The sequence below is a fragment of the Streptomyces sp. NPDC007863 genome, from assembly GCF_040633895.1.
Classification (GTDB): domain Bacteria; phylum Actinomycetota; class Actinomycetes; order Streptomycetales; family Streptomycetaceae; genus Streptomyces.
The window spans coordinates 392493-412217 of the sequence record NZ_JBEYEI010000001.1; the positions used below are offsets into that span (position 1 = coordinate 392493).

Annotated in this window: 14 protein-coding genes; all 14 read right to left on the bottom strand. The window is 74.4% G+C overall.

Annotation, left to right across the window (positions count from 1 at the left end; genetic code table 11):
- Positions 1 to 12 precede the first annotated feature (12 nt).
- A complete protein-coding gene (locus ABZ621_RS01680) occupies positions 13 to 1038 on the bottom strand; it encodes an NAD-dependent epimerase/dehydratase family protein (RefSeq protein ID WP_360599556.1) in 1026 nt (341 codons plus the stop codon).
- 3 nt (positions 1039 to 1041) lie between these two features.
- Complete coding sequence (locus ABZ621_RS01685) at positions 1042 to 1692, bottom strand: PIG-L family deacetylase (RefSeq protein ID WP_360599558.1); 651 nt, start codon at positions 1690 to 1692, stop codon at positions 1042 to 1044.
- On the bottom strand, positions 1689 to 2483 hold the full coding sequence (locus ABZ621_RS01690; protein ID WP_360599560.1) for a glucose-1-phosphate cytidylyltransferase: 795 nt from the start codon (positions 2481 to 2483) through the stop codon (positions 1689 to 1691). The genes ABZ621_RS01685 and ABZ621_RS01690 overlap by 4 nt, the downstream gene beginning before the upstream one ends.
- A complete protein-coding gene (locus ABZ621_RS01695; protein ID WP_360599562.1) occupies positions 2480 to 3715 on the bottom strand; it encodes a class I SAM-dependent methyltransferase in 1236 nt (411 codons plus the stop codon). Before ABZ621_RS01695 ends, ABZ621_RS01690 begins: the two co-directional genes overlap by 4 nt.
- Positions 3715 to 4923, bottom strand: coding sequence for a glycosyltransferase (locus ABZ621_RS01700; protein WP_360599564.1), 1209 nt, complete (start codon positions 4921 to 4923; stop codon positions 3715 to 3717). Before ABZ621_RS01700 ends, ABZ621_RS01695 begins: the two co-directional genes overlap by 1 nt.
- A 7-nt stretch (positions 4924 to 4930) precedes the next feature.
- Positions 4931 to 6151, bottom strand: coding sequence for an O-antigen ligase domain-containing protein (locus tag ABZ621_RS01705; RefSeq protein WP_360599566.1), 1221 nt, complete (start codon positions 6149 to 6151; stop codon positions 4931 to 4933).
- A 71-nt stretch (positions 6152 to 6222) separates the two neighbouring features.
- Positions 6223 to 8205, bottom strand: coding sequence for an alginate lyase family protein (locus ABZ621_RS01710; protein WP_360599903.1), 1983 nt, complete (start codon positions 8203 to 8205; stop codon positions 6223 to 6225).
- Between the two features lie 77 nt (positions 8206 to 8282).
- Positions 8283 to 10475 carry a bi-domain-containing oxidoreductase gene (locus ABZ621_RS01715; RefSeq protein ID WP_360599568.1) on the bottom strand — a complete coding sequence of 731 codons (2193 nt, stop codon included), beginning with the start codon at positions 10473 to 10475 and terminating at the stop codon, positions 8283 to 8285.
- An 88-nt stretch (positions 10476 to 10563) separates the two neighbouring features.
- Entirely contained in the window at positions 10564 to 12498 is a 1935-nt protein-coding gene (asnB, locus tag ABZ621_RS01720) for an asparagine synthase (glutamine-hydrolyzing) (RefSeq protein ID WP_360599570.1), read from the bottom strand.
- A 2-nt stretch (positions 12499 to 12500) separates the two neighbouring features.
- On the bottom strand, positions 12501 to 14051 hold the full coding sequence (locus ABZ621_RS01725; RefSeq protein ID WP_360599572.1) for a Wzz/FepE/Etk N-terminal domain-containing protein: 1551 nt from the start codon (positions 14049 to 14051) through the stop codon (positions 12501 to 12503).
- The gene (locus ABZ621_RS01730; RefSeq protein ID WP_360599574.1) at positions 14048 to 15382 is read right to left on the bottom strand and encodes a Wzz/FepE/Etk N-terminal domain-containing protein; all 1335 of its coding nucleotides are present in this window, start codon (positions 15380 to 15382) and stop codon (positions 14048 to 14050) included. Before ABZ621_RS01730 ends, ABZ621_RS01725 begins: the two co-directional genes overlap by 4 nt.
- Positions 15379 to 16626 carry a glycosyltransferase family 4 protein gene (locus ABZ621_RS01735; RefSeq protein ID WP_360599576.1) on the bottom strand — a complete coding sequence of 416 codons (1248 nt, stop codon included), beginning with the start codon at positions 16624 to 16626 and terminating at the stop codon, positions 15379 to 15381. The genes ABZ621_RS01730 and ABZ621_RS01735 overlap by 4 nt, the downstream gene beginning before the upstream one ends.
- Complete coding sequence (locus ABZ621_RS01740) at positions 16616 to 17932, bottom strand: nucleotide sugar dehydrogenase (protein WP_360599578.1); 1317 nt, start codon at positions 17930 to 17932, stop codon at positions 16616 to 16618. The genes ABZ621_RS01735 and ABZ621_RS01740 overlap by 11 nt, the downstream gene beginning before the upstream one ends.
- Before the next feature lie 73 nt (positions 17933 to 18005).
- A complete protein-coding gene (locus ABZ621_RS01745) occupies positions 18006 to 19484 on the bottom strand; it encodes a sugar transferase (RefSeq protein WP_360599905.1) in 1479 nt (492 codons plus the stop codon).
- Positions 19485 to 19725: the final 241 nt, after the last annotated feature.

The window sequence follows — 19725 nt, forward strand, 5'->3', positions numbered from 1 at the left end:
CGCCCGGCGTCGTCACCGGCGCCGCCGCAGGGTGTCGTCGACGGCCCCGGCCCCGGCGGCGGCGCGCAGCACCGCGAGGCGGGTGAAGCGCCGCTCGAAGTCCTCGCGGCCCAGACCGTGTTCGCGGTAGGCGTCGGCGAGCTCCAGCGCGCCGCGCTTCACCGTCCACGCGCAGTCGAAGCCGGGGACCGCCGCCCGGAAGCGGGAGAAGTCCACCCGGTACGAGCGCGGGTCGGCGCCGGTCTCCCCGGTGATCACCACCTTCGACCCCTCCACCGCCTCGGCGACCTGCTCGGCGATCTCGGCGACCGTGACGTTGTTGACCTCGCTGCCGATGTTGAACGCCCGGTCGTGCACGGCCTCCCGAGGAGCCGTCAGCGCCGCCGTGAAGGCGTGGGCGATGTCGGCGGCGTGCACCAGCGGACGCCACGGCGTGCCGTCGGAGAGCACCAGGACCTCGCCGGACAGCAGCGCGTGTCCCACCAGGTTGTTCAGGACGATGTCGGCGCGCAGCCGGGGCGAGAAGCCGAAGGCCGTGGCGTTGCGCAGGTACACGGGGCTGAAGTCGCCGTCCGCGAGCGCGTGCAGATCGTCCTCGACGCGCACCTTGGACTCCGCGTACGGCGTCACCGGGCGCAGCGGGGCGTCCTCGCCGACCAGCTCGTCGCCGCCGGCGGCGCCGTACACCGAGCACGTCGACGCGTACAGGAAGCGCCGCACCCCGGCGTCGCGGGCCAGCCGGGCGAGCCGCACCGACGCCCGGTGGTTGATGGCGTAGGTGAGTTCGGGCGCCAGCGAGCCCAGCGGGTCGTTGGAGAGCGCGGCCAGGTGGATCACCGCGTCCACCCCGGCCACGTGCTCGGCCGTGACGTCGCGCAGGTCCACCCGGTGCCCGGCCGGGTCCGAGGGCGCCGGTCCGAGGACGCAGTCGGCGAAGAGCCCGGCGTCCAGGCCGACGACCTCGTGCCCGGCGGCGGCCAGGACCGGGGCCATCACGGTGCCCAGGTACCCCTGGTGTCCGGTCAGCAGTACGCGCACGATTCATTCCCCCAGATCGAGAGTGAGTTTGGTGACGTCGAAGGCCTCGGCGTAGCGCGCGTGACATTCGATGCCGCGGATCCGGGCCAGGCCCAGGAAGGCCTCCCGGTCGTACCAGGGCCGGTGCCGCTGCGAGGGGTAGTGCTCCTGCAGCAGCCGTACCTTCTCCTCGGCGACCTCCGCCGTCAGCGGCTGGTAGGCCGTCGGACGGCCGAGATCGGCGTCCCACTTGACGATCTCGTAGCCGAGCACGAGATGGTCGCGGAACGCGGTGGGCATCAGCCGGGCCAGGCCCCGGTGGTCCTGGTGCGCGTCGGCGGTGCGCGGGGCGAGGACGACGTCCGGCTCCGACCCCGCCCGCAGCTCCTCCACCGCCGCCTTGGCCTCGTCCCAGTACGCGGGCAGCCGGCCGTCCGGCAGCTTCAGCACCGTCAGCCGCAGGTCGGCGTCCGGGCAGAAGGCGGCGAGCGCGGCCCGCTCCTCCCGCTCCCGCTCGCCGCCCCCGCCGGTCAGCACCAGCGCGTCGACGCGGACGCCCGGCCGGGCGCGGCAGACCGTCAGCAGCGTGCCGCCGGCGCCGATCGCGAGGTCGTCGCAGTGCGCGCCGACCGCGACGACCCGCTCCACGGGCCGCCCGGCCCCCAGCCGGATCACGCCCGCGCTCCGACCCGGTCCCGCTCCCACACGGCCCACGGCCGCTCGCCCCGGGCATAGGCCTCGTCGAGCGCGGCCCGCTCCTTCACGGTGTCCGTCGGCTTCCAGAAACCGCGGTGCCGGTGGGCGACGAGCCGGCCCTCCTTGGCCAGTCCCGCGCAGCCGTCGGCGACCAGGTCCCCGCCCTCCGGTATGTGGTCGAAGACCTCCTGGCGGAGGACGAAGTAGCCGCCGTTCTCCCACAGCGGCAGCTCGCTCACCGGGGTGATGCCCCCGACCAGGCCGTCCTCGCCCAGGTCCACGCAGTGGAAGGAGGACTGCGGCGGCACCACCATCATCGACGCGCCGGCGTCCCGCCGCGCGAAGCGGTCGATCATCTCCGGCAGCGGGGCGTCGGTGAGCACGTCCGCGTAGTTGGCGAGGAACATCTCGTCGCCGTCCAGGTGGTGGCGGACCCGGCGCAGCCGCTCGCCGATCGGCGACTCGATGCCCGTCTGCGCGAAGGTGATCGTCCAGTCGGCGATGTCGGTGGTGAGCAGCTCGGTCCGCCCGCCCCGCAGCACGAAGTCGTTGGAGGTCGTCTCCTCGTAGCTGAGGAAGAACTCCTTGATGTGGTGGGCGCCGTAGCCGAGGCACAGGATGAACTCGGTGTGCCCGTAGTACGCGTAGTAGCGCATCACGTGCCAGATCAGCGGCCGGGGCCCGACCATCGCCATCGGCTTGGGCACGTCGTCGAAGGCCCCGGCGCGCATGCGCAGCCCGTAACCGCCGCAGAACAGGACGACCTTCATCGCGTCACCTCGACGATGCTCAGTTCCGGGATGGGGAAGACCAGCCGGCCGCCCCACTCGTGCACGTAGGACAGCTGCTCGACCAGCTCGTCCCGCAGGTTCCACGGGAGGACGAGCACGTAGTCCGGCCGGTCGGCGGCGATCCGCTCGGGCGGCAGCACCGGGATCCGGGTGCCCGGGGTGAACCTGCCGTGCTTGTAGGGGTTGCGGTCGACCGTGTACGCGAGCAGGTCGGGCCGGATGCCGCAGTGGTTCAGCAGGGTGTTGCCCTTGCCCGGCGCGCCGTAGCCGACGACCGTCTCGCCCCGCTCGGCCGCCTCGATCAGGAACCGCAGCAGGTCCCTGCGCACCTTCGCCACCCGCTCGGAGAACCGGGCGTACCCGGACAGCTCGTGGAGCCCGGCGGCCTTCTCCCGGTCCAGGACCTCCGCCACCCGGCGGCCGGGCTCGCCGGCCGCCTCCGACGGGCGCGCCCACAGCCGGATCGAGCCGCCGTGCGTCGGCAGCAGCTCGACGTCCACCAGCGTCAGCCCGCCGCTCGCGAGCGCCCGCGCCGCCGACTCCACCGTGTAGTACTGGAAGTGCTCGTGGTAGATCGTGTCGTACTGGTTCTCCTCGATCAGGGTCAGCAGGTGCTGCACCTCGATCGACACCCAGCCGTCGTCGGCGACCAGCGCCCGCAGCCCCTCGGTGAAACCGACGACGTCCGGGATGTGCGCGTACACGTTGTTCGCCACGACCAGGTCCGCCGGGCCGTGCTCGGCGCGCACCGCCGCACCGGTCCCCGGCGACAGGAACTCCGTGAGCGTCGGCACGCCCGCCTCCCGCGCCGCCGCGCCCACGTTCACCGACGGCTCGATGCCGAGGCAGCGGATCCCCCGCTCCACCACGTGCTTCAGCAGGTACCCGTCGTTGCTCGCCACCTCGACGACGAACGCGTCCGGGCCGAGCCCCAGCCGCTCCACCGCGCCCGCCACGAACGTCCGCGCGTGCTCCACCCAGGACGTCGAGTACGAGGAGAAGTACGCGTACTCCGTGAACGTCTCCTCCGGCGTGATCAGCGGCGGGAGCTGCGCGAGCCGGCACTCGGCGCACAGCCGCAGGTGCAGCGGGTACGCGGGCTCCGGCAGGTCCAGCCGGTCCGCCGCGAGAAAACTCTCGCACGGCGGGGTCGCCCCCAGGTCGACGACGCTCACCAGCGCCGCCGAGCCGCAGAGTCGGCATCGTGTCATCAACTGCCCCCCATCGATTCCGTCCGCCCCGCGATCGCGGCGCGGTACTCCTCCACCAGGCGCTCCAGGCCGACCGCCGGACTGAAGAACCGGTCGTAGCGGTGCCGGGCCGCCCGGCCCATCTCCTCGTTGCGCCCCGGGTCGGCGGCGATCCGGCGCATCAGGGTCGCCAGCGAGACGGCGTCGCCCGGGCGGTGCAGCAGCCCGGTCACCCCGTCCTCGACGAGCTCGGAGAACCCGCCGTGGCCGGCGGCCACCACCGGCACCCCGGCCGCCATCGCCTCCGCCACCACCAGACCGAAGGTCTCCCGGGCCTCCGACGGCGCCACCACCGCCACCGCCCCGGCCACCGCCTCCCGGACCCGCGCCGGGTCGTACAGGCCGGCGAACCGCACGTCCTCCCGGCCCTCCGCCCAGGCCGCCACCTCCCGGTCCAGCGGCCCCGCCCCGGCGATCACCAGCGGCACGCCCACCCCGCCGCCCGCCGCCACCTCCTCCCACGCGGCCATCAGGAGCCGTACCCCCTTGGCCTCCGTGAGCCGGCCGAGGAAGAGCAGATGCCGGCCGGGACCCGTGCGGACCGCGCCCGGGTCCGGCACGAAGTTGTGCTTCACCACCAGGCGGCCGGCCGGCATGCCGGACCGCACCAGCAGCTCGCGCTGCGCCGCCGAGATGCACAGGAAGCGCTCCACACCGGACCACCAGCGGCGCCGGTTGACCGCCAGACCGACCGCGAGCGGCACCGTCGCCAGGCGCGAGTCCCGGTAGCAGCCGTGCCGGACGGCGGCCAGCGGGACCTTCGGCCCCACGCACTCGCCGCACGCCCGTCCGGCCCGGTGCAGGGTGCCCGGCGGGCACACCTGCGTGTAGTTGTGCAGCGTGGCGACCACCGGCACGCCGGCGTCGGCGCAGGCGGCGAGGACCGAGGGCGACAGCAGCGGGAACACGTTGTGGACGTGCACCACGTCCGGCCGCTCGGCGCGCAGCCGCGCCGCCAGCTCCGTACGCACCGCCGGATTCCACGGCACCAGGAGCGGCACCGCCGCCTTCCCGAGCAGGGACCGGGAACCGATCGAGTCGCTGCGCCGCTCGAACAGCCCGACCCGGTGGCCGGCCGCACGCAGCAGCGTCACCTCCTCGTCGACGACCCTGTTCTCGCCGCTCGGCTGCGCCGAGGAGTAGCGGTTGTGCACCACGAGGACACGCATGCTCAGCTCACCTCCTCGCCCACAGCGGGACGGGTCGGACGGGCGGCTCGGCCGCCACGGGGGCGGGGGCGGGCGCCGGCGCCACCAACAGCGAGGCGGCCAGGGCCAGATGCAGCAGATACGCCGAGGCGTCACCGAGGCCGACCTCGGTGTACGAGGAGAGCGCGCAGTAACCGATCAGGAAGATCGCGCACGCCCTCGGCAGCGACGGCGGCCGCAGCAGCGCCACCCCGCCGAGCACGAGGAGCAGCGCCGCCACCAGCGTCACCCCGAGCAGCCCCTGCTCGTGGTAGACCGCCAGCCAGCTGTTGTCGATCGGCAGCCCGTCGAAGGACTTGTCGCCCAGGCCCACGCCGAGGACCCGCTCCCCGGCCGTCCGGGGCGCCGCGAGCAGCGCGTCCCAGACCTTCGCCCGGCCGGTGAGGTTGGCGAAGTTCTCCTGGCTCTGCCCGCGCAGGAACCACGCCCGCAGCGCGGAGCCGAACACCACCGCGGCCACCGTGGCGCACAGCACCGCCCAGGCGAAGACCCGGCGGGCCGCCGCGCTGGTCAGGAACAGCGAGCCGACCGCGAGCACCAGGCCGATGAGCAGCCCGAGCGTCGCCGTCCGGGTGTGGGTCATCGCGAGCAGGACCAGCGCCGGCACGACCACCACGGCGGCGCCGGCGGCGGTCGTCCGGCGGCCGAGCAGGAGCAGCACGGTGAGCCCGACGACCACCGCCGCGTACTGCCCGATCTGCGGCGGCGTCAGCGGCCACAGCGCCCCCACGAGCCGCCCGCCGTAGTACTCGGGCATCGCCGTGCCGGGCGCGACGGCCAGACCGACGGCCACCAGGCAGAGCACCGCGAAGTACATCCGGATGTGCACGCGCACGAAGCCGAGCCCGCCGTTCCACCAGCGGGTCAGGAGCCACAGCGTGGCGACGAACAGCGCCAGCCGGGCGCACCGGAACAGCGCGCCGAACCCGACCTCCAGGTGCAGTCCGGCGATCACGCTCGGCACCAGCAGCAGGGTGAGCAGGAAGACGAAGGCGCTGGGCCGCACCCGCAGCGGCCGGTTGACGGCGAGCGCCAGCGCGAAGGCGACCACCAGCGCGCCCATGGTCACCATCTGGATGAGGGAACGGGGGATCGCGACGACGGTCTTCGCCCCGGCGGAGCCGAGCGTGTTGAGGGCGAGCAGCACCCACGCCGCCGCGACGGCCTTCGGCACGCGGTCAGCGGCCATCCCCGCCCCCGCCCCGCGCCGCCCGGACCACGGGCACCCGCGGTGTCCCCGGCACCGCCCGGTGCCGCTCCTCACTCACCGCGCGCCCCCCGGCCGTGGAACCTGAGCACGGTGGCGAACCCCGCCGCGCCGTCGGCGGAGCCGGTGCCGATCAGCGCGGTGGCCGGCTCCTTGCGGCCGAACCCCGCGGAGTACCAGCCCAGCGGCGGACGGCTCTCCCCGCGGTGCGCCCGCCACGACAGCTCCCCGGGCAGGTCGAGCACCGCCGAGCGGTCCTCCCCCTCCCGCGAGGACCAGGTGAGCACCGCCCGGTTCCCCACCAGCTCCGCGCCGACCGACGGACCCAGATGGAAGGCGAGACGCACCCGCCCGCGCCCACCATGGACCTCGTCGAGGATCCGTAACTCCCCTGTCGTGTAGGCGAGTTCCACCGTCCGTCGGTGCGCCACGCCCTCGTACCCGTCGTGCTCGGCGCACCAGCGGGCCGGCTTCCCTCCGGAGGAGTCCGGGACGTCCGCGACCAGGACGCGGGTGCGGGCGTGCCGGGTCCACAGGAACGGGCCGCCGGAGACGGACTGGTCGGCGCCGTCCCACTGGAGCGTGTTGTGGGCGAGGGTGGAGCGGAAGTAGCTCCGCCACTCCGGCTGCCCGTGGTAGCAGTACGTCCCCGGGTCCGCGAGCACGTCGACGCCGTCGTGCCGCACCTCCACCGACAGCGCGTCCGCGTGGGCGTGCGCGGCGATCGACAGGAAGCCGTGCGGACCGCCGTCGCAGCGGCACCAGATCCCGCCGGGCCCCCGCAGCACGGTCAGGCCCGCGTCGGCGAAGTGCGCCGGCCGCACCGGCGGACGGGACACGGCCGGCGCGCCGCCGCCCTTCCCGTACGGCCGGACGAGCGCGGCGAGCAGCGGGGTGCGCACGTCCGTGCCGGGCACCTCGGGCCACCAGGGGAGCCTGCCGAAGACGGCGTCCCCGGTGGCGAGCAGCGAGCCCCAGCGGTCGGTGTCCGGTCCGTCGACGACCAGGCCGTACCCGTCGTCCGCGTCGCCCTGGCGCGGCGGCCGCAGCCGGTCGTCGACGACGGCCGCGAGCGCGTCGGTCATCCGCAGCAGCACCAGCCGGACCGTCCTCGGGACCGGCACGCCGGCCGTGTCGGCCTCGGCCACCGCCGCCAGGCCCAGTTCGAGGACCAGGCCGTGGTACTCGGTGGCCAGCTCCCGGTTGAGCCCGGACGGGAAGGTGTTGGCGCGCAGCTGCCGCTCCAGGGAGCGCAGCGCGTCGGCCCGCCACCGCGCCGAGGCGGGGAACCAGCCGAACGCGCAGGCCGCCGCCAGCTGCCCGGCCGCCTCGGCGACGACGTGGTTGTTCGCCGACGAGCCCCGGCTGGGGAAGGCCGCCAGCCAGCGCTGGTGGTGCCAGATCTGCCGGAGCGCCACCGGGTTCTCCTCGAACAGGCCGGGCGCGCCCGGCCAGCCGTCCAGGAGCCGGCGGACCCACACCCAGGACAGCAGCCGGATCCCCAGCTCGATGCCGCTGGTCCAGTGCACCCCGCGCAGCGGCGCGTTCGCCGCCCACCAGGACCGCAGGTGCGCGTCCACCCGCTCCGCGTACCGCTCGTCTCCGGAGAGCGCGTAGGCGGCGGCGAGCACGGTGAGGTACTGGTGCCGGGACAGCTCCCAGATCTGCTTGACGTCCCCGACCGCCTCCTCGTCCCGGTACGGCACGTCGAAGGCGTACCCCCACGGGGCCCGGCGCCCGGTCTTCGGGTCGTACCACCAGTCCGGGTCGACCAGGTCGTCGCGCGCCACCCCGAAGTACACGGCCTGCCCGGCCATCAGCCGGTCCGCCTCGGCGAGCAGCCGCTTCGCCGCCTCAGGCGCCACCGCCGCCAGGGCACCGGCGGGCAGCACGGCGGTGAACCGGGCGCCGGTCACGGCCGGGCCCTCCGGGCGCGCCGACCGCCACCGCCGCCTGCGCACCGCGTCGCCGACCCGACCGCCGACCTCCCGCGGCCCCATCCGGGACAGCCGCCGCAGGTACCAGCCCGCGCTCATGGCCCGCGCGCCTCCCGTGCCCTTGCCCTGGGTCCCCTTGCCCTGGGTCCCCGTGGTCTCGGTCCCCGTGCTCCTGGTCATCGGGCCGCCGCCAGGGTCACCGGTACGCCGGCGGCGAGGGACGCGGGGACGGCGAGGGTCGCCGCCGTGGTGGCCACCAGCGACTCCAGCGGCACCGGCATCGGCCCGCCGGTCCGCACGGCCTTGACGAACGCGGCCAGCTCGGCCGACTGCCCCTTGTCCCGCGCCTTCGGCAGCCGCGAACTCACCCACCGCCTGCGGCCGTCGTACACGGAGGCGCGGACGAAGTCGTCGAACCGCAGCACCCTGCCGTCCGCGACCAGGTCCAGCGTCTCCTTCGGGAAGCCGGGCGCGCCGCTCGTGACGTAGCTCAGGGTCGCGGTGGAGCCGTCGGGATAGCCGAGCACCACCTGGAGGTCGTCGGTGCCGGGCGGGGAGACCGCGTACACCGACACCGGGTCGGCGCCGAGCAGCCGGCTCGCCGTGTCGACGAAGTGGCCGCCCTCGCCGGTGAACCGCGAGCCCTCGGAGCCCGCCCGGAGGTACCAGCTGCCGTGGTCGAGCCGGCCCGCGTTCACCAGGTAGCGCAGGCTCGCCGGGCCGGTCCGGGCGCCGAAGCGCTCCTGGGCCTCCCGCAACAGCGGTGCGAACCGGCGGTTGAAGCCCACCTGGAGCCGGTCGTTGCCGGACTCCTCCACGGCCGCGAGGACCGCGGCCAGCTCGTCCCCGGTGAGCGCGAGCGGCTTCTCGACGAAGACCGCCTTGCCCGCGAGCAGCGCCCGCCGGGTGAGGTCGGCGTGCGAGCTGTGACGGGTGACGACGAACACCGCGTCGACGGTCGGATCGCCGAGGACGGCGTCCAGATCGGTCGTGGCGCGGCGGAAGCCGAACGTGCGCCGCGCGTTCGCCGCGGACAGCGCGGTCGTGGTGACGACCGCCGACAGCTCGACGCCCTCGCGGCCGGTCAGGTGCGGCAGCAGCATCGAGGACGCGTAGTTCCCCGCGCCGACGAACGCGAGCCGCACCGGCCGCCCGGCGACCCGGGCCGGGGCGGCGGCCGCGGTGGGACGCGCCACCGCCGGGACGGTCACGGCCGGCGCCTCGTCGTCCGCCTCCGCCGCTGTTCCGTCCGGGTACCGGAACAGCACCGCCACCGCCTTCAGCCGGCCGTCCTTCAGCCGTCCGTACGTCTCCACGGCGTCGTCGAAGCCGGCGACGTGGGACACCAGCGCCCCCACGTCGACCCGGCCCCGGGCGGCCAGGTCGAGGAAGCAGGCGAGGTTGCGCCGCTCGGTCCAGCGGACGTGGCCGATCGGATAGTCGCGGCCCTCCAGCTCGTACTCCGGGTCGTAGCGCCCGGGGCCGTAGCTCCGGGAGAACCGGACGTCGAGCTCCTTCTCGTAGTACGCGTTCCACGGCAGGTCCAGGCGGCACTTGCCGATGTCGACGACCCGGCCCCGGTCCCGGCTCAGCCGGGCGGCCAGCTCCACCGGCTGGTTGCTGCTCCCGCCCGCCGCCAGGTACACCTGGTCCACGCCGTGTCCGGAGGTCAGCTCGGCCACCGCGTGCGCCACCGCCGCCGAGTCCGGGTCGCCGCAGGCCACCGCGCCGAGCCGCTCGGCGAGCGCGCACCGCTCCGGGTCGGGGTCGACGCCGACCACCCGGACGCCCGCCGCGCTCAGCAGTTGCGCGAGGAGCTGGCCGATCAGCCCGAGGCCGATGACCAGCGCCACCTCGCCGAGCTGCGGCTCGCCCTGGCGCAGCCCCTGGAGCGCGATCGACCCGACGGTCCCGAAGGCGGCGTCGCGGGGCGCGAGACCGTCCGGCACCGGGGTGTAGAGGTTCTTCGGCACCCAGTTCACTTCGGCGTGCAGCGCGTGCTCGTTGCCCGCGCAGGCCACCAGGTCGCCGACCTTCACGTCGTCGATCCCGGCGCCGACCTGCTCGACCACCCCGCACAGCGAGTAGCCCAGCGGCGTGTACGAGTCCAGCTTGCCCATCACCTTGCGGTAGGTGGCGGGCACCCCGTTGACGGCGACGCTCTGGACGACCTTCGCGACCTGGTCGGGCCGCGAACGGGCCTTGCCGACCATCGACATGCCGGCCTCGGAGACCTTCATCAGCTCGGTCCCGGTGGATATCAGCGAATAGGCGGTCCGTACGAGCACCCCGCCCGGCTTGCACCCGGGCACCGGCACGTCGAGCAGCGCCAGCTCGCCGCTCTTGTAGTTCTGCACTACCTGCTTCACCGAAGTCCTCTTGTCTCTGCTCGGCTCTTCATGGCTTTGCTCGGCTCTACTCGGCCTTGGCTCTGCTTTTCTCGGCTGTGGCTGTTCCTCACGGAGTGAGGGAGGGGACCTGGCCGGCCGCGGAGGTCGCGCCGCGGTACCAGTACTCCAGGGTCAGGACGTGCCACAGGTGCTTGGAGTAGTCGTGGTGCCCGGCCGCGTCCTCCGCGACCAGCCGCCGCAGGGCGTCGCGCCGCAGCAGCCCGGAGCGGACCAGCTCGCCGTCGTGCACCACCTCCCGCACCAGCGGCGCGAGGTCCCGGCTCATCCATGCCCGCAGCGGGGCGCTGAACAGGCCCTTGGGACGGTGGACGACCTCCCGGGGCAGGACCGAGGACGCCGCCTCCTTCAGGACGGCCTTGCCCCGCCGTCCGACGATCTTCCGCGAGCCGGGCACGGCGAACGCCGCCCTGACCACCTCGACGTCCACGAACGGCACCCGCACCTCGGTCGACGCGGCCATGCTCGACCGGTCCGTGTAGGCGAGGTTCAGTCCCGGCAGGAACATCCGGGCGTCGCCCAGGCACATCCGGTTGACGAAGTCGTCGAGGTCGTTGTCCCGGTAGACGTCCGCGTGCTCGGCCAGCACGTCGTCGACCGTCCCCGCCAGGTCCGGATCGACCAGGTCCAGGAGCTCGGCCCGGTCGTACAGGGTGTAGCTGCGGCGGAAGGCCGTCTCCTCCGGCAGCTCCGCGAAGGACAGGAACCGCTTCGCGAACCGCACCGACCGGTACCCCCGCCGGGCGGTCGCGACCGGCAGCCGGTCCACCACGCCGGACACGGCCCGCCGCAGCGGCCGGGGCACCCGCTGGTAGCGCAGCGCCATCAGATTGGCCAGGTGCTTGCGGTAGCCGGCGAACAGCTCGTCCGCGCCCATCCCCGACAGCATCACCTTGACCCCGGCCTCCCGCGCCGCCGAGCAGATCAGGAAGGTGTTGATCGCCGCCGGATCCCCGATCGGCTCGTCCAGGTGGTACGTCATCCGGGGCAGCAGGTCCAGGACGTCCGGGGCGATCTCGATCTCGTGCAGCTCGACCCCGAACCTCCCGGCGACCTGCCGCGCGTACCGCAGGTCGTCCGGCATCGCCTCGAACCGGGCGTCCTCGGCGCGGAAGCCGATCGTGTACGCGGAGATCCCCGGCCGCTCGCGGGCGGCGAGCGCCGTCAGATAGCTGGAGTCGAGACCGCCGGAGAGGAAGGTCGCCACCGGCACGTCGGAGAGCAGATGGCGCCGGGTCGACTCCTCGACGACGGCCGCGAGGTCGGGCAGTTCGCCCGCGCGGGCCCGGTCCCGCCCCTCGGCGGCGACCTCGCGCAGGTCCCAGAACCGGCCGCGCTCCACCCGCCCGTCCGGCTGGCACCGCAGCCAGGTCCCCGGCGGCAGCTTCTCCGCCTCCCGGAACGCGCACCGCGAGTCCGGCACCCAGTAGTACAACAACGAGGCCACAAGGGCTCCGTGGTCCACCTCCAGCGCCCCGCCGCTCACGGCCGCGAGCGCCTTCAGCTCCGACGCGAACACCAGCCCCTCGCCGCGCCGCAGCAGGAACAGCGGCTTGATGCCCAACTGGTCCCGGGCGAGCACCAGTTCACCGGTCCGCTCGTCGAAGATCCCGAAGGCGAACATGCCGCGCAGCCGGGGCAGGCAGTCCGTGCCCCACCGCCGCCACGCCTCCAGGAGCACCTCGGTGTCCGACGTGCCCCGGAACCGCACCCCGGCGGACGCCAACTCGGCCCGCAGCTCGGGCGCGTTGTACAGCTCGCCGTTGTAGGTGAGGACCAGACCGTCCGACTCCATCGGCTGGGCGCCCGTCTCCGACAGGTCGACCACGGCCAGCCGGCGGTGCCCCAGGTGCACCTCGCCGTCCCCGACCCGACGGCTGTACCGCCCCGACCCGTCGGGGCCCCGGTGCGCCAGGGTCTCGGTGAGCCGGTCGGCCACCGCCTTCCCGTCCGGCCACCGGTACGTACCCGCGATGCCACACATGTCTACCGTGCCTCCTGGTCGCTGTCCGGAACCCGCGCCGCCCGCACCGGCAGCCGCTCCGTCCGCCACCGGCCCTCCCCGACCGCCGCGGGGGCGTGCGCGGTACCCCCGCCGTTCCGCGGGAACTGCCGCCCGCCCGCCCCGCGCGACGGCACGGACGACACCCCGTCCCACACGGTGCCGTCGGTCCGGTCGCGCGGATCGGGGTCCACCAGCACCACGCCCACCACCGGGACGCGCTGGTCGGCGAGGTGCCGGGCCACGGCGTGCAGCCAGGCGACGCTCCCGAACCCGGCCCGCACGAACAGCACCGTCCGCGCCCCGAGATACGGCAGGTCCGCCCACGCCGCACCCGGCCCCACCGAACCGACCCCGATCCGGCGCTCCTGGTGCGACAGCTCCACCGCGCCCTCGCCGTCGACCACCACCGGATCCCCCGGGACCGGGCGGCGGCCCGCCAGCGGCAGCCCCGGCAGCCCGTCGATCACCGCCACCGGACCGTCCGCGCCCAGCGCCCGCGCGAGGTCCAGGGCGACCGCCGCCGTCTCCCGCGCACAGCCCAGCTCAAGGAGGGACACCGGCCCCGCGGCCCCGCGCACCGTCCGCGCCAGCGACCGGGTCAGCCGCTCCCGCGCCTCCCGGGTCCGCCGTCGCTGCCACGGCCACGACCGGCGCGGCAGCTCCGCGACGACCGAGGCACCGAGGTGCGCGGCGATCTCCCGGCGCAGCACCGGACGGTCCGCCACCACCGAGCCGACCGCCGCCACCGCGAGGCCCAGTGCCAGCCCCAGGGCCAGCCCGATCGCCGCGTCGGCGGCCACCGACTTCGGCAGCGAGTGCCGCACCGCGCGCGGGGCGTCCACGATCTGCGTACCGGCGACGAGACGCGGCGTGCCGACCCGGGCCTGCGCGGCCCGCTGGTCGAAGTCCGAGATCCGCGAGGTGAGTTCGGCCCGGCGCGCGAAGAGCGACTCCATGTCCGCCGACGCCTTCGGCGCCGTCTCCCGCGCCCCCTCGGCGATCGACCCGTTGACCCGGGCCAGTTCGTCCCGCATGCGGTCGCGCTGGTCGAGCAGCGCCTTCGCCTCGGCGTCCGCCGTCTCCCTCAGCCGCCGCACGTGGTCCGCGACGAACGCGTCGGCGAGCGCCCCGGCGCGCGCCACCGCCTCCGCCTCGCTGTCACCCGAGACCGTGATCTCCAGCAGGTTGTTGGTGAGCCCCAGCCCGGCGTACTCCTCCATGAAGTCCTCCGGCCGCTCACCGGAGTCCAGCGACCGCAGCGCCTCACCCGCGATCCGGGTGGTGCGCAGCAGCGCCACGTCGGTACGGATCAGCGTCCCGGGATCGTTCGGCTGGTCCTCCTGGTGCGCCACGAGCACCTTCGTCGTCGCCGTCGGCGGCGGCACGAGCGCGAACGCGAGCACCGCGCCCGCGAGCAGCCCGAACAGCGCCAGCGACGACCACAGCCGGCGCCGCCCGCGCACCGCCGCCAGCAGCGTCTGCAGGTCGATCAGCGGAGCGGCCGCCGGCTCCTCCTCCGTGCGCGCCGTCACCGGGCACCTCCCGCCGGCCGGCCGCGTACCGCCCCCGCGACGACGAGGCCGACCACCTCCTGCCGGGCGTCCGCACACGCCCCCGCGATGCCCGCGAGCTCGCCCGAGGTCCAGCTCCCCGGGCTGACCACGACCACGACGCCCGACTCGCCGTCCCGGTCCGGCAGCAGCGGATGCGACACCGTCACCCCCACGACCCGCAACGCCGGAAAGCCGTCGTCGGGCGAGGCGGCGCTCGCGGCCTCGGCGACGAGCTCCCCGGCGGCCCTGCGGGCGACCTCGTCGCCGTCCGGGACGACGACGAGGAGCCGGCCGGCCGCCGGCAGCCGGTCCCGGAGCCGGGCGCACACCCGCCGGTAGCGGATCCGGCGCCCCGAGGAATCGCCGGACGCCCGTGGCACCGGCACGTCCCAGCGGACGTCGAGCCCCAGCAGTCGGCGGAGCCAGGCCCGAGGACCGCGCGCCCCGGGACGGAGCGCGGGACGCCCGCCGGGCACGTCCACGGAGCCGACGGGCACCGCGCCCAGCGCGGCCGCGATCTCCCCCTCGGTCCGCGGCCGGCGGCTCATCCGCGCGGCCGTGAGATGCCCGACGACCGCCAGGACGAAGAACAACACGGCTCCCGAGGCGACGAGTTGGGCCCGCGTCGGCGGAGCCTCGCCCGTGGGACGGACCGCAGGACCCATCACCACCATCGAGACCTTCCCCGACCTGCCCGCCGCCGGGTCCGTCTCGTCCAGCTTCGTCATGGCGTCGCGCAGCGCCGTACGCAGCTTCTCCAGCTCCGTACGGGCCTGCACGCTCTCCACCGTCCGCCCGGGATCGGCCGCGTCGGCCAGCTCCGTGATCCGGCGGCTCGCCGTCTCCACCGACCTCCGCAACGCCTCCAGGCGCGTCTCCGCCTCCGGGTCGGCGTCGCCGCCCACCACCCGGCTCGCGAAGGCGACGAACTCCCGGGCCGCCGTGTCGGAGAGCCGCTGCGCCCCGGCCGGGCTGTCGGCCGTGCCCGAGATCCTGATGATGTTCCCCTCGGCCGCCTCCGCGGCGATCCGCTCGCGCAGCTCCGTGCCGTCCGCCCCGCTCCGGCCGAGCGAGGCGGCCACCCGGTCGACCACCACCGAACTGGTGGCGATCTGCGCCTGCGTCAGCAGCTCCCGCTCCTCCCAGGACCCCGGGAGCAGCACCGACACCGAGGTCGTGTAGCGCGGCGGCAGCAGCAGCGAGGTGCCGTACCCGACGAGCGCGCCCGCCAGCGCGAGGAGGGCGAGGAGCCGCCCTCGCCGGCGGAGGATCCGCCCCAGGCTGACCAGGCGTATCGTGTCGTCGCTCAACGGCGCGGCCCCGTCCCCGCCCGGCCCCGCGCGCCGCCCGACACGGCGGCGTCGTACGCGGCGAGCAGCGCGCGCTGGGAGTTCCGCCAGGCCAGCGGCCCGCCGATCCGCTCCTGGCCGGCCTTCCCCATCAGGGCCCGCTTCTCCGGGTCGTCGAGGAGCAGCGCGACGAGCCGCGCGAACTCGGTCTCGTCGTTCGCCGGCGCGTACAGGGCCGCGTCCCCGGCGGAGACCCGCGCCTCCCGCAGGTCGAAGGAGACGATCGGCCGGCCCATCACCATGTACTCCAGGACCTTGTTCATCGTCGACACGTCGTTGAGCGGATTGCGCGGGTCGGGGGAGAGGCACACGTCGGCCGTCGACAGGTAGCGCACCAGGTCGGCGTCCGGGACCCGCCCGGTGAACTCCACCCGGTCCGCGAGGCCCAGCCGCCGTGACAGCTCCACCATCGCGTCGAAGGTGTCCCCGCCGCCCACGAACACCGCGTGCCAGTCGGTGCGGCCCAGCTCGTCACGGAGCTTCGCCAGCGCCCGCAGCGCGTAGTCGACACCGTCCTGCGGCCCCATCACGCCCAGGTAGCACAGCAGATGGGGCTTGCCGCGCTTCAGCTCCGGCTCGGGCGGCACGGGACGGAACCGCTCGGTGTCGGGCGCGCTGCGCACCACGAACACGTCCTCGGCCCGCCGCCCGCCGCGGCGCACCGCGACGTCCCGGTAGCTCTCGTTCGTGGCCAGCACCACGTCCGCAGCCCGGTAGGTCATCCGCTCCAGCGCGCACACCGCCCGGTACAGCAGGTCCTCGCCGCGGTCGAACCGGGACAGGTACAGCTCGGGCACCAGGTCGTGCTGGTCGAAGACGAACCGCGCCCCGCGCCGCTTCAGCCACCGCGCCGGCAGGAACAGCAGGTCCGGCGGGTTGCAGGCGTGGACGACGTCGACCGGCCCGATCTTCCGGGCGAGCCGCACCGTGTGCCAGAGCGCGGAGCCGTACTCCCGCAGATAGCCGGCCGGTCCTCCGGTCGCCGCGCGCAGCGGATAGCGGTGGATCCGGACCCCGTCGATCTCCGCCTCGCGCTCCGTGTCCCGCGTGCCGCCCGCGGGGCAGACGACGTGCACCTCCCAGCCCGCGTCCCGGAGCGTCAGGCACTCCTGCCACACCCGCCGGTCGAACGGCACCGACAGGTTCTCCACCAGGATCAGCGCGCGCCGGCGATGCCCGCCGCGGCCGGTCTCGTCACCAAGCAAGGCCCACGTACCCGGGTTCGGCCCGGCGCGCGTCGGCGTCGGGAAGGCGGACGAGGTCGATGATCAGCGGACCGCCCCCGTGGGGGAGCGCCGCGAGGACCGCCGGGTCCCTGGTCCCGACCAGGCACACCTCGGCGTGGTCGAGCACCTCGTCGACGGTGTCGGCGAGCAGTTGCGCCAGGTGCGGCAACCGGTTCTCGATGTACTCGCGGTTCGCGCCGAGCAGCCGGGAGAGGTTCACGTTGGCGTCGTGGATCCGCAGGTCGTACCCCTTGCCGAAGAGCCGCTCCGCCAGCTCGACGAGCGGGCTCTCGCGCAGGTCGTCGGTGCCGGGCTTGAAGGAGAGCCCGAAGAGGCCCACCCGCCGCTTCCCGGTCCGCTCGACCAGCTCGACCGCCCGCTGGAGGTGGTCGGCGTTGGAGACGAGCACGTGCGACAGGATCGGCACCGACACGTCGGCCCGCCGCGCCGCGTGCACCAGGCTGCGCAGGTCCTTGGGCAGGCACGAGCCTCCGAAGGCGAAGCCGGGCCGCAGGTAAGCGGGGCTGATGTTCAGCTTCCGGTCGGCCAGGAACACGTCCATCACCTGGTGCGAGTCCACCCCGAGCGCCTGGCACACGGCGCCCAGCTCGTTCGCGAAGCCGATCTTGAGGCCGTGGAAGGCGTTGTCCGCGTACTTGATCGCCTCGGCCGTCGGCACCGGCACCCGGAACACCGGGCCGGGCAGGCCGTCGTACAGGGACTCGACGACGTCGCCGCTCCCCGCGTCGAGCTCGCCGACGACCGTCTTGGGCGGGTCGAAGAAGTCCCGCACGCTCGTGCCCTCGCGCAGGAACTCCGGATTGACCGCCACCCCCACGTCCACGCCGACCGTGCCGCCGACGTACTTCTCCAGGAGCGGCACCAGCAGGTTCAGGCAGGTGCCCGGCAGCATGGTGCTGCGGTACACCACCGTGTGCCGCCCGCCCCGCTCGGCCAGCGCCGCGCCGATCTCCTCGGTGACCCGCTCCAGGTAGGTGGTGCACAGGCTGCCGTTGGCCTCCGACGGCGTCCCCACGCAGACCAGCGACACGTCGCTGCCCGCGATCGCCTCCCGGGCGTCGGTGGTGGCGCGCAGCGCTCCGGACCCGACGACCTCGGCGACCAGCTCGCCGATCCCCTCCTCGACCACCGGCGCCCGGCCGCCGTTGACCAGGTCGACCTTCACCGGGTTCACGTCCACCCCGATGACCTCGTGCCCCAGACTGGCCAGGCACGCGGCCGACACGCAGCCCACGTAGCCGAGCCCGAACACACTCACCCTCATGACCCGCTCCTCCCCCCGGACGGACCCTCACGGCCCGCCCTCCGCCCAGCATTCAAGGCCCCAACTCCCCCTGTCAGTAGGCCCCCTGACCGTGTATCACCGCGCGGAAGGTCTTCCAGAGGATCACCGTGTCCAGCGCGAGCGACCAGTCCTCCACGTACCGCAGATCGAGCCGGACGGCCTCCTCCCACGACAGGTCGCTGCGCCCGCTGATCTGCCACAGACCGGTCAGTCCGGGCTTCACCAGCAGCCTCCGCCGGATGTCCGGGCTGTACGCGGCGGACTCCTCCGGCAGCGGAGGCCGCGGGCCCACCAGCGACATCGACCCGGCGAGGACGTTGACGAGCTGCGGCAGCTCGTCGATCGAGTACCGGCGCAGCACCGCCCCCACCCGCGTCACCCGCGGGTCCCGGCGCATCTTGAACAGCAGCCCCGCGCCCTCGTTCCGCCCGGCCAGCTCCTCGCGCGCCCGGTCGGCGCCGGCGACCATGGTCCGGAACTTCAGGATCATGAACTCCCGGCCGTCCTTGCCGACCCTGCGCTGCCGGTAGAGCACCCCGCCCCGGCTGTCGACCAGGACGAGCAGCCCGACGGCCAGCATCAGCGGGGCGAGCAGCACCAGGAGCAGCGCCGCGCCCAGCCGGTCGACGACCTCCTTGACGGCCCGGCGGCCCCCGGTGAACGCCGGCATGCTGACCCGCAGCAGCGGTATCCCGAGCACCGCGTCCACGTGCAGCCGGGGCCCGGCCACCTCCATCAGCACCGGGGCCACCACCATCTCGGCGTCGCTGCCCTCCAGGTTCCACGCCAGCCGCCGCAGCCTGCCCGGCGACCAGTGGGGGTCCGGGGTGACCGCGACGACCCGGAAGCCGTCGCGGTGCACATGGTCGGCGACGTCCGCCAGCCGGCCCACGACCGGCACCCCGTCCAGCCGGCCGCCGTCGGGCCCGAGCCCGTCCGTCGTGCACACCGCGTCCACCCGCCACCCGAGGTGCGGGAACTTCCGGGTCCGGGTGATCAGGTCGCGTACGGTCGCCATGCTCCCGGCGGCGAGCACCGGCCGCAGACACCGCCCCTCCTTCCGCTGCTTGTGCAGCCACAGCCGCAGCAGATACCGCGCCGTCATCGTGACCAGCGCGATCGCGGGGATCGCGACGAAGATCCACAGTTTGATGTTGCGCGAGGTCAGGGCGATCCCGCCGAGCGCCAGGGCCACGGTCGCCATGAACAGCGAGCGCCCGAGCCGCCGGAACTCCTCGGCCCCCTGCCCGAGCACCGCCGGAGCCCACGCCCGGCTCACGGCGAGCGCCCCCAGCACCAGAAGCTCGGTGCCGAAGGCCAGAATCCCCCACTTCTCGTGCCAGTCGGCCGCGTCCCTGGCCCCGAAGAAGTCCCCTATCGTGCCCACCACGAGCGCGGTGGCCACCGTGTCGCTGGCGATCACGGTACGGCGGTACCGCTGCTCCCAGTCCATCGACGTCCGACTGATCTGCCCGTTCGCCAGGCGCTCACGCGCAGACGGAAACGGGCTGAGTAATCCCCCTTGCCGCACAGAACCCCCCAGGTCCCAGTGGTCGACGCGCTCGCCCTGCACTGTTCCTCAGCCCGGAGAGGCCCCCCACCGTCCCCGTATGGAAAACAGGTTCGCGAGAACTGATCGCGCGGGTCGGGCGCGATCAGCTGAAGCATGGTCAATCTAGAGCATGCGCACCGGGTTGGAGAGAGGGTGTGTGCAATTTGTGCGTAAGGTTTGAGCCGTTGTCCACCGGTTACACACCGGCCCCCTGCGGACA

What these genes read in the sequence shown, in the direction of transcription:
- ABZ621_RS01740 (WP_360599578.1), bottom strand. Translation starts at nt 17,932, where the DNA reads ATGAGGGTGAGTGTGTTCGGGCTCGGCTACGTGGGCTGCGTGTCGGCC.
- asnB (WP_360599570.1), bottom strand. Translation starts at nt 12,498, where the DNA reads ATGTGTGGCATCGCGGGTACGTACCGGTGGCCGGACGGGAAGGCGGTG.
- ABZ621_RS01695 (WP_360599562.1), bottom strand. Translation starts at nt 3,715, where the DNA reads ATGACACGATGCCGACTCTGCGGCTCGGCGGCGCTGGTGAGCGTCGTC.
- ABZ621_RS01710 (WP_360599903.1), bottom strand. Translation starts at nt 8,205, where the DNA reads ATGAGCGCGGGCTGGTACCTGCGGCGGCTGTCCCGGATGGGGCCGCGG.
- ABZ621_RS01700 (WP_360599564.1), bottom strand. Translation starts at nt 4,923, where the DNA reads ATGCGTGTCCTCGTGGTGCACAACCGCTACTCCTCGGCGCAGCCGAGC.
- ABZ621_RS01690 (WP_360599560.1), bottom strand. Translation starts at nt 2,483, where the DNA reads ATGAAGGTCGTCCTGTTCTGCGGCGGTTACGGGCTGCGCATGCGCGCC.
- ABZ621_RS01705 (WP_360599566.1), bottom strand. Translation starts at nt 6,151, where the DNA reads ATGGCCGCTGACCGCGTGCCGAAGGCCGTCGCGGCGGCGTGGGTGCTG.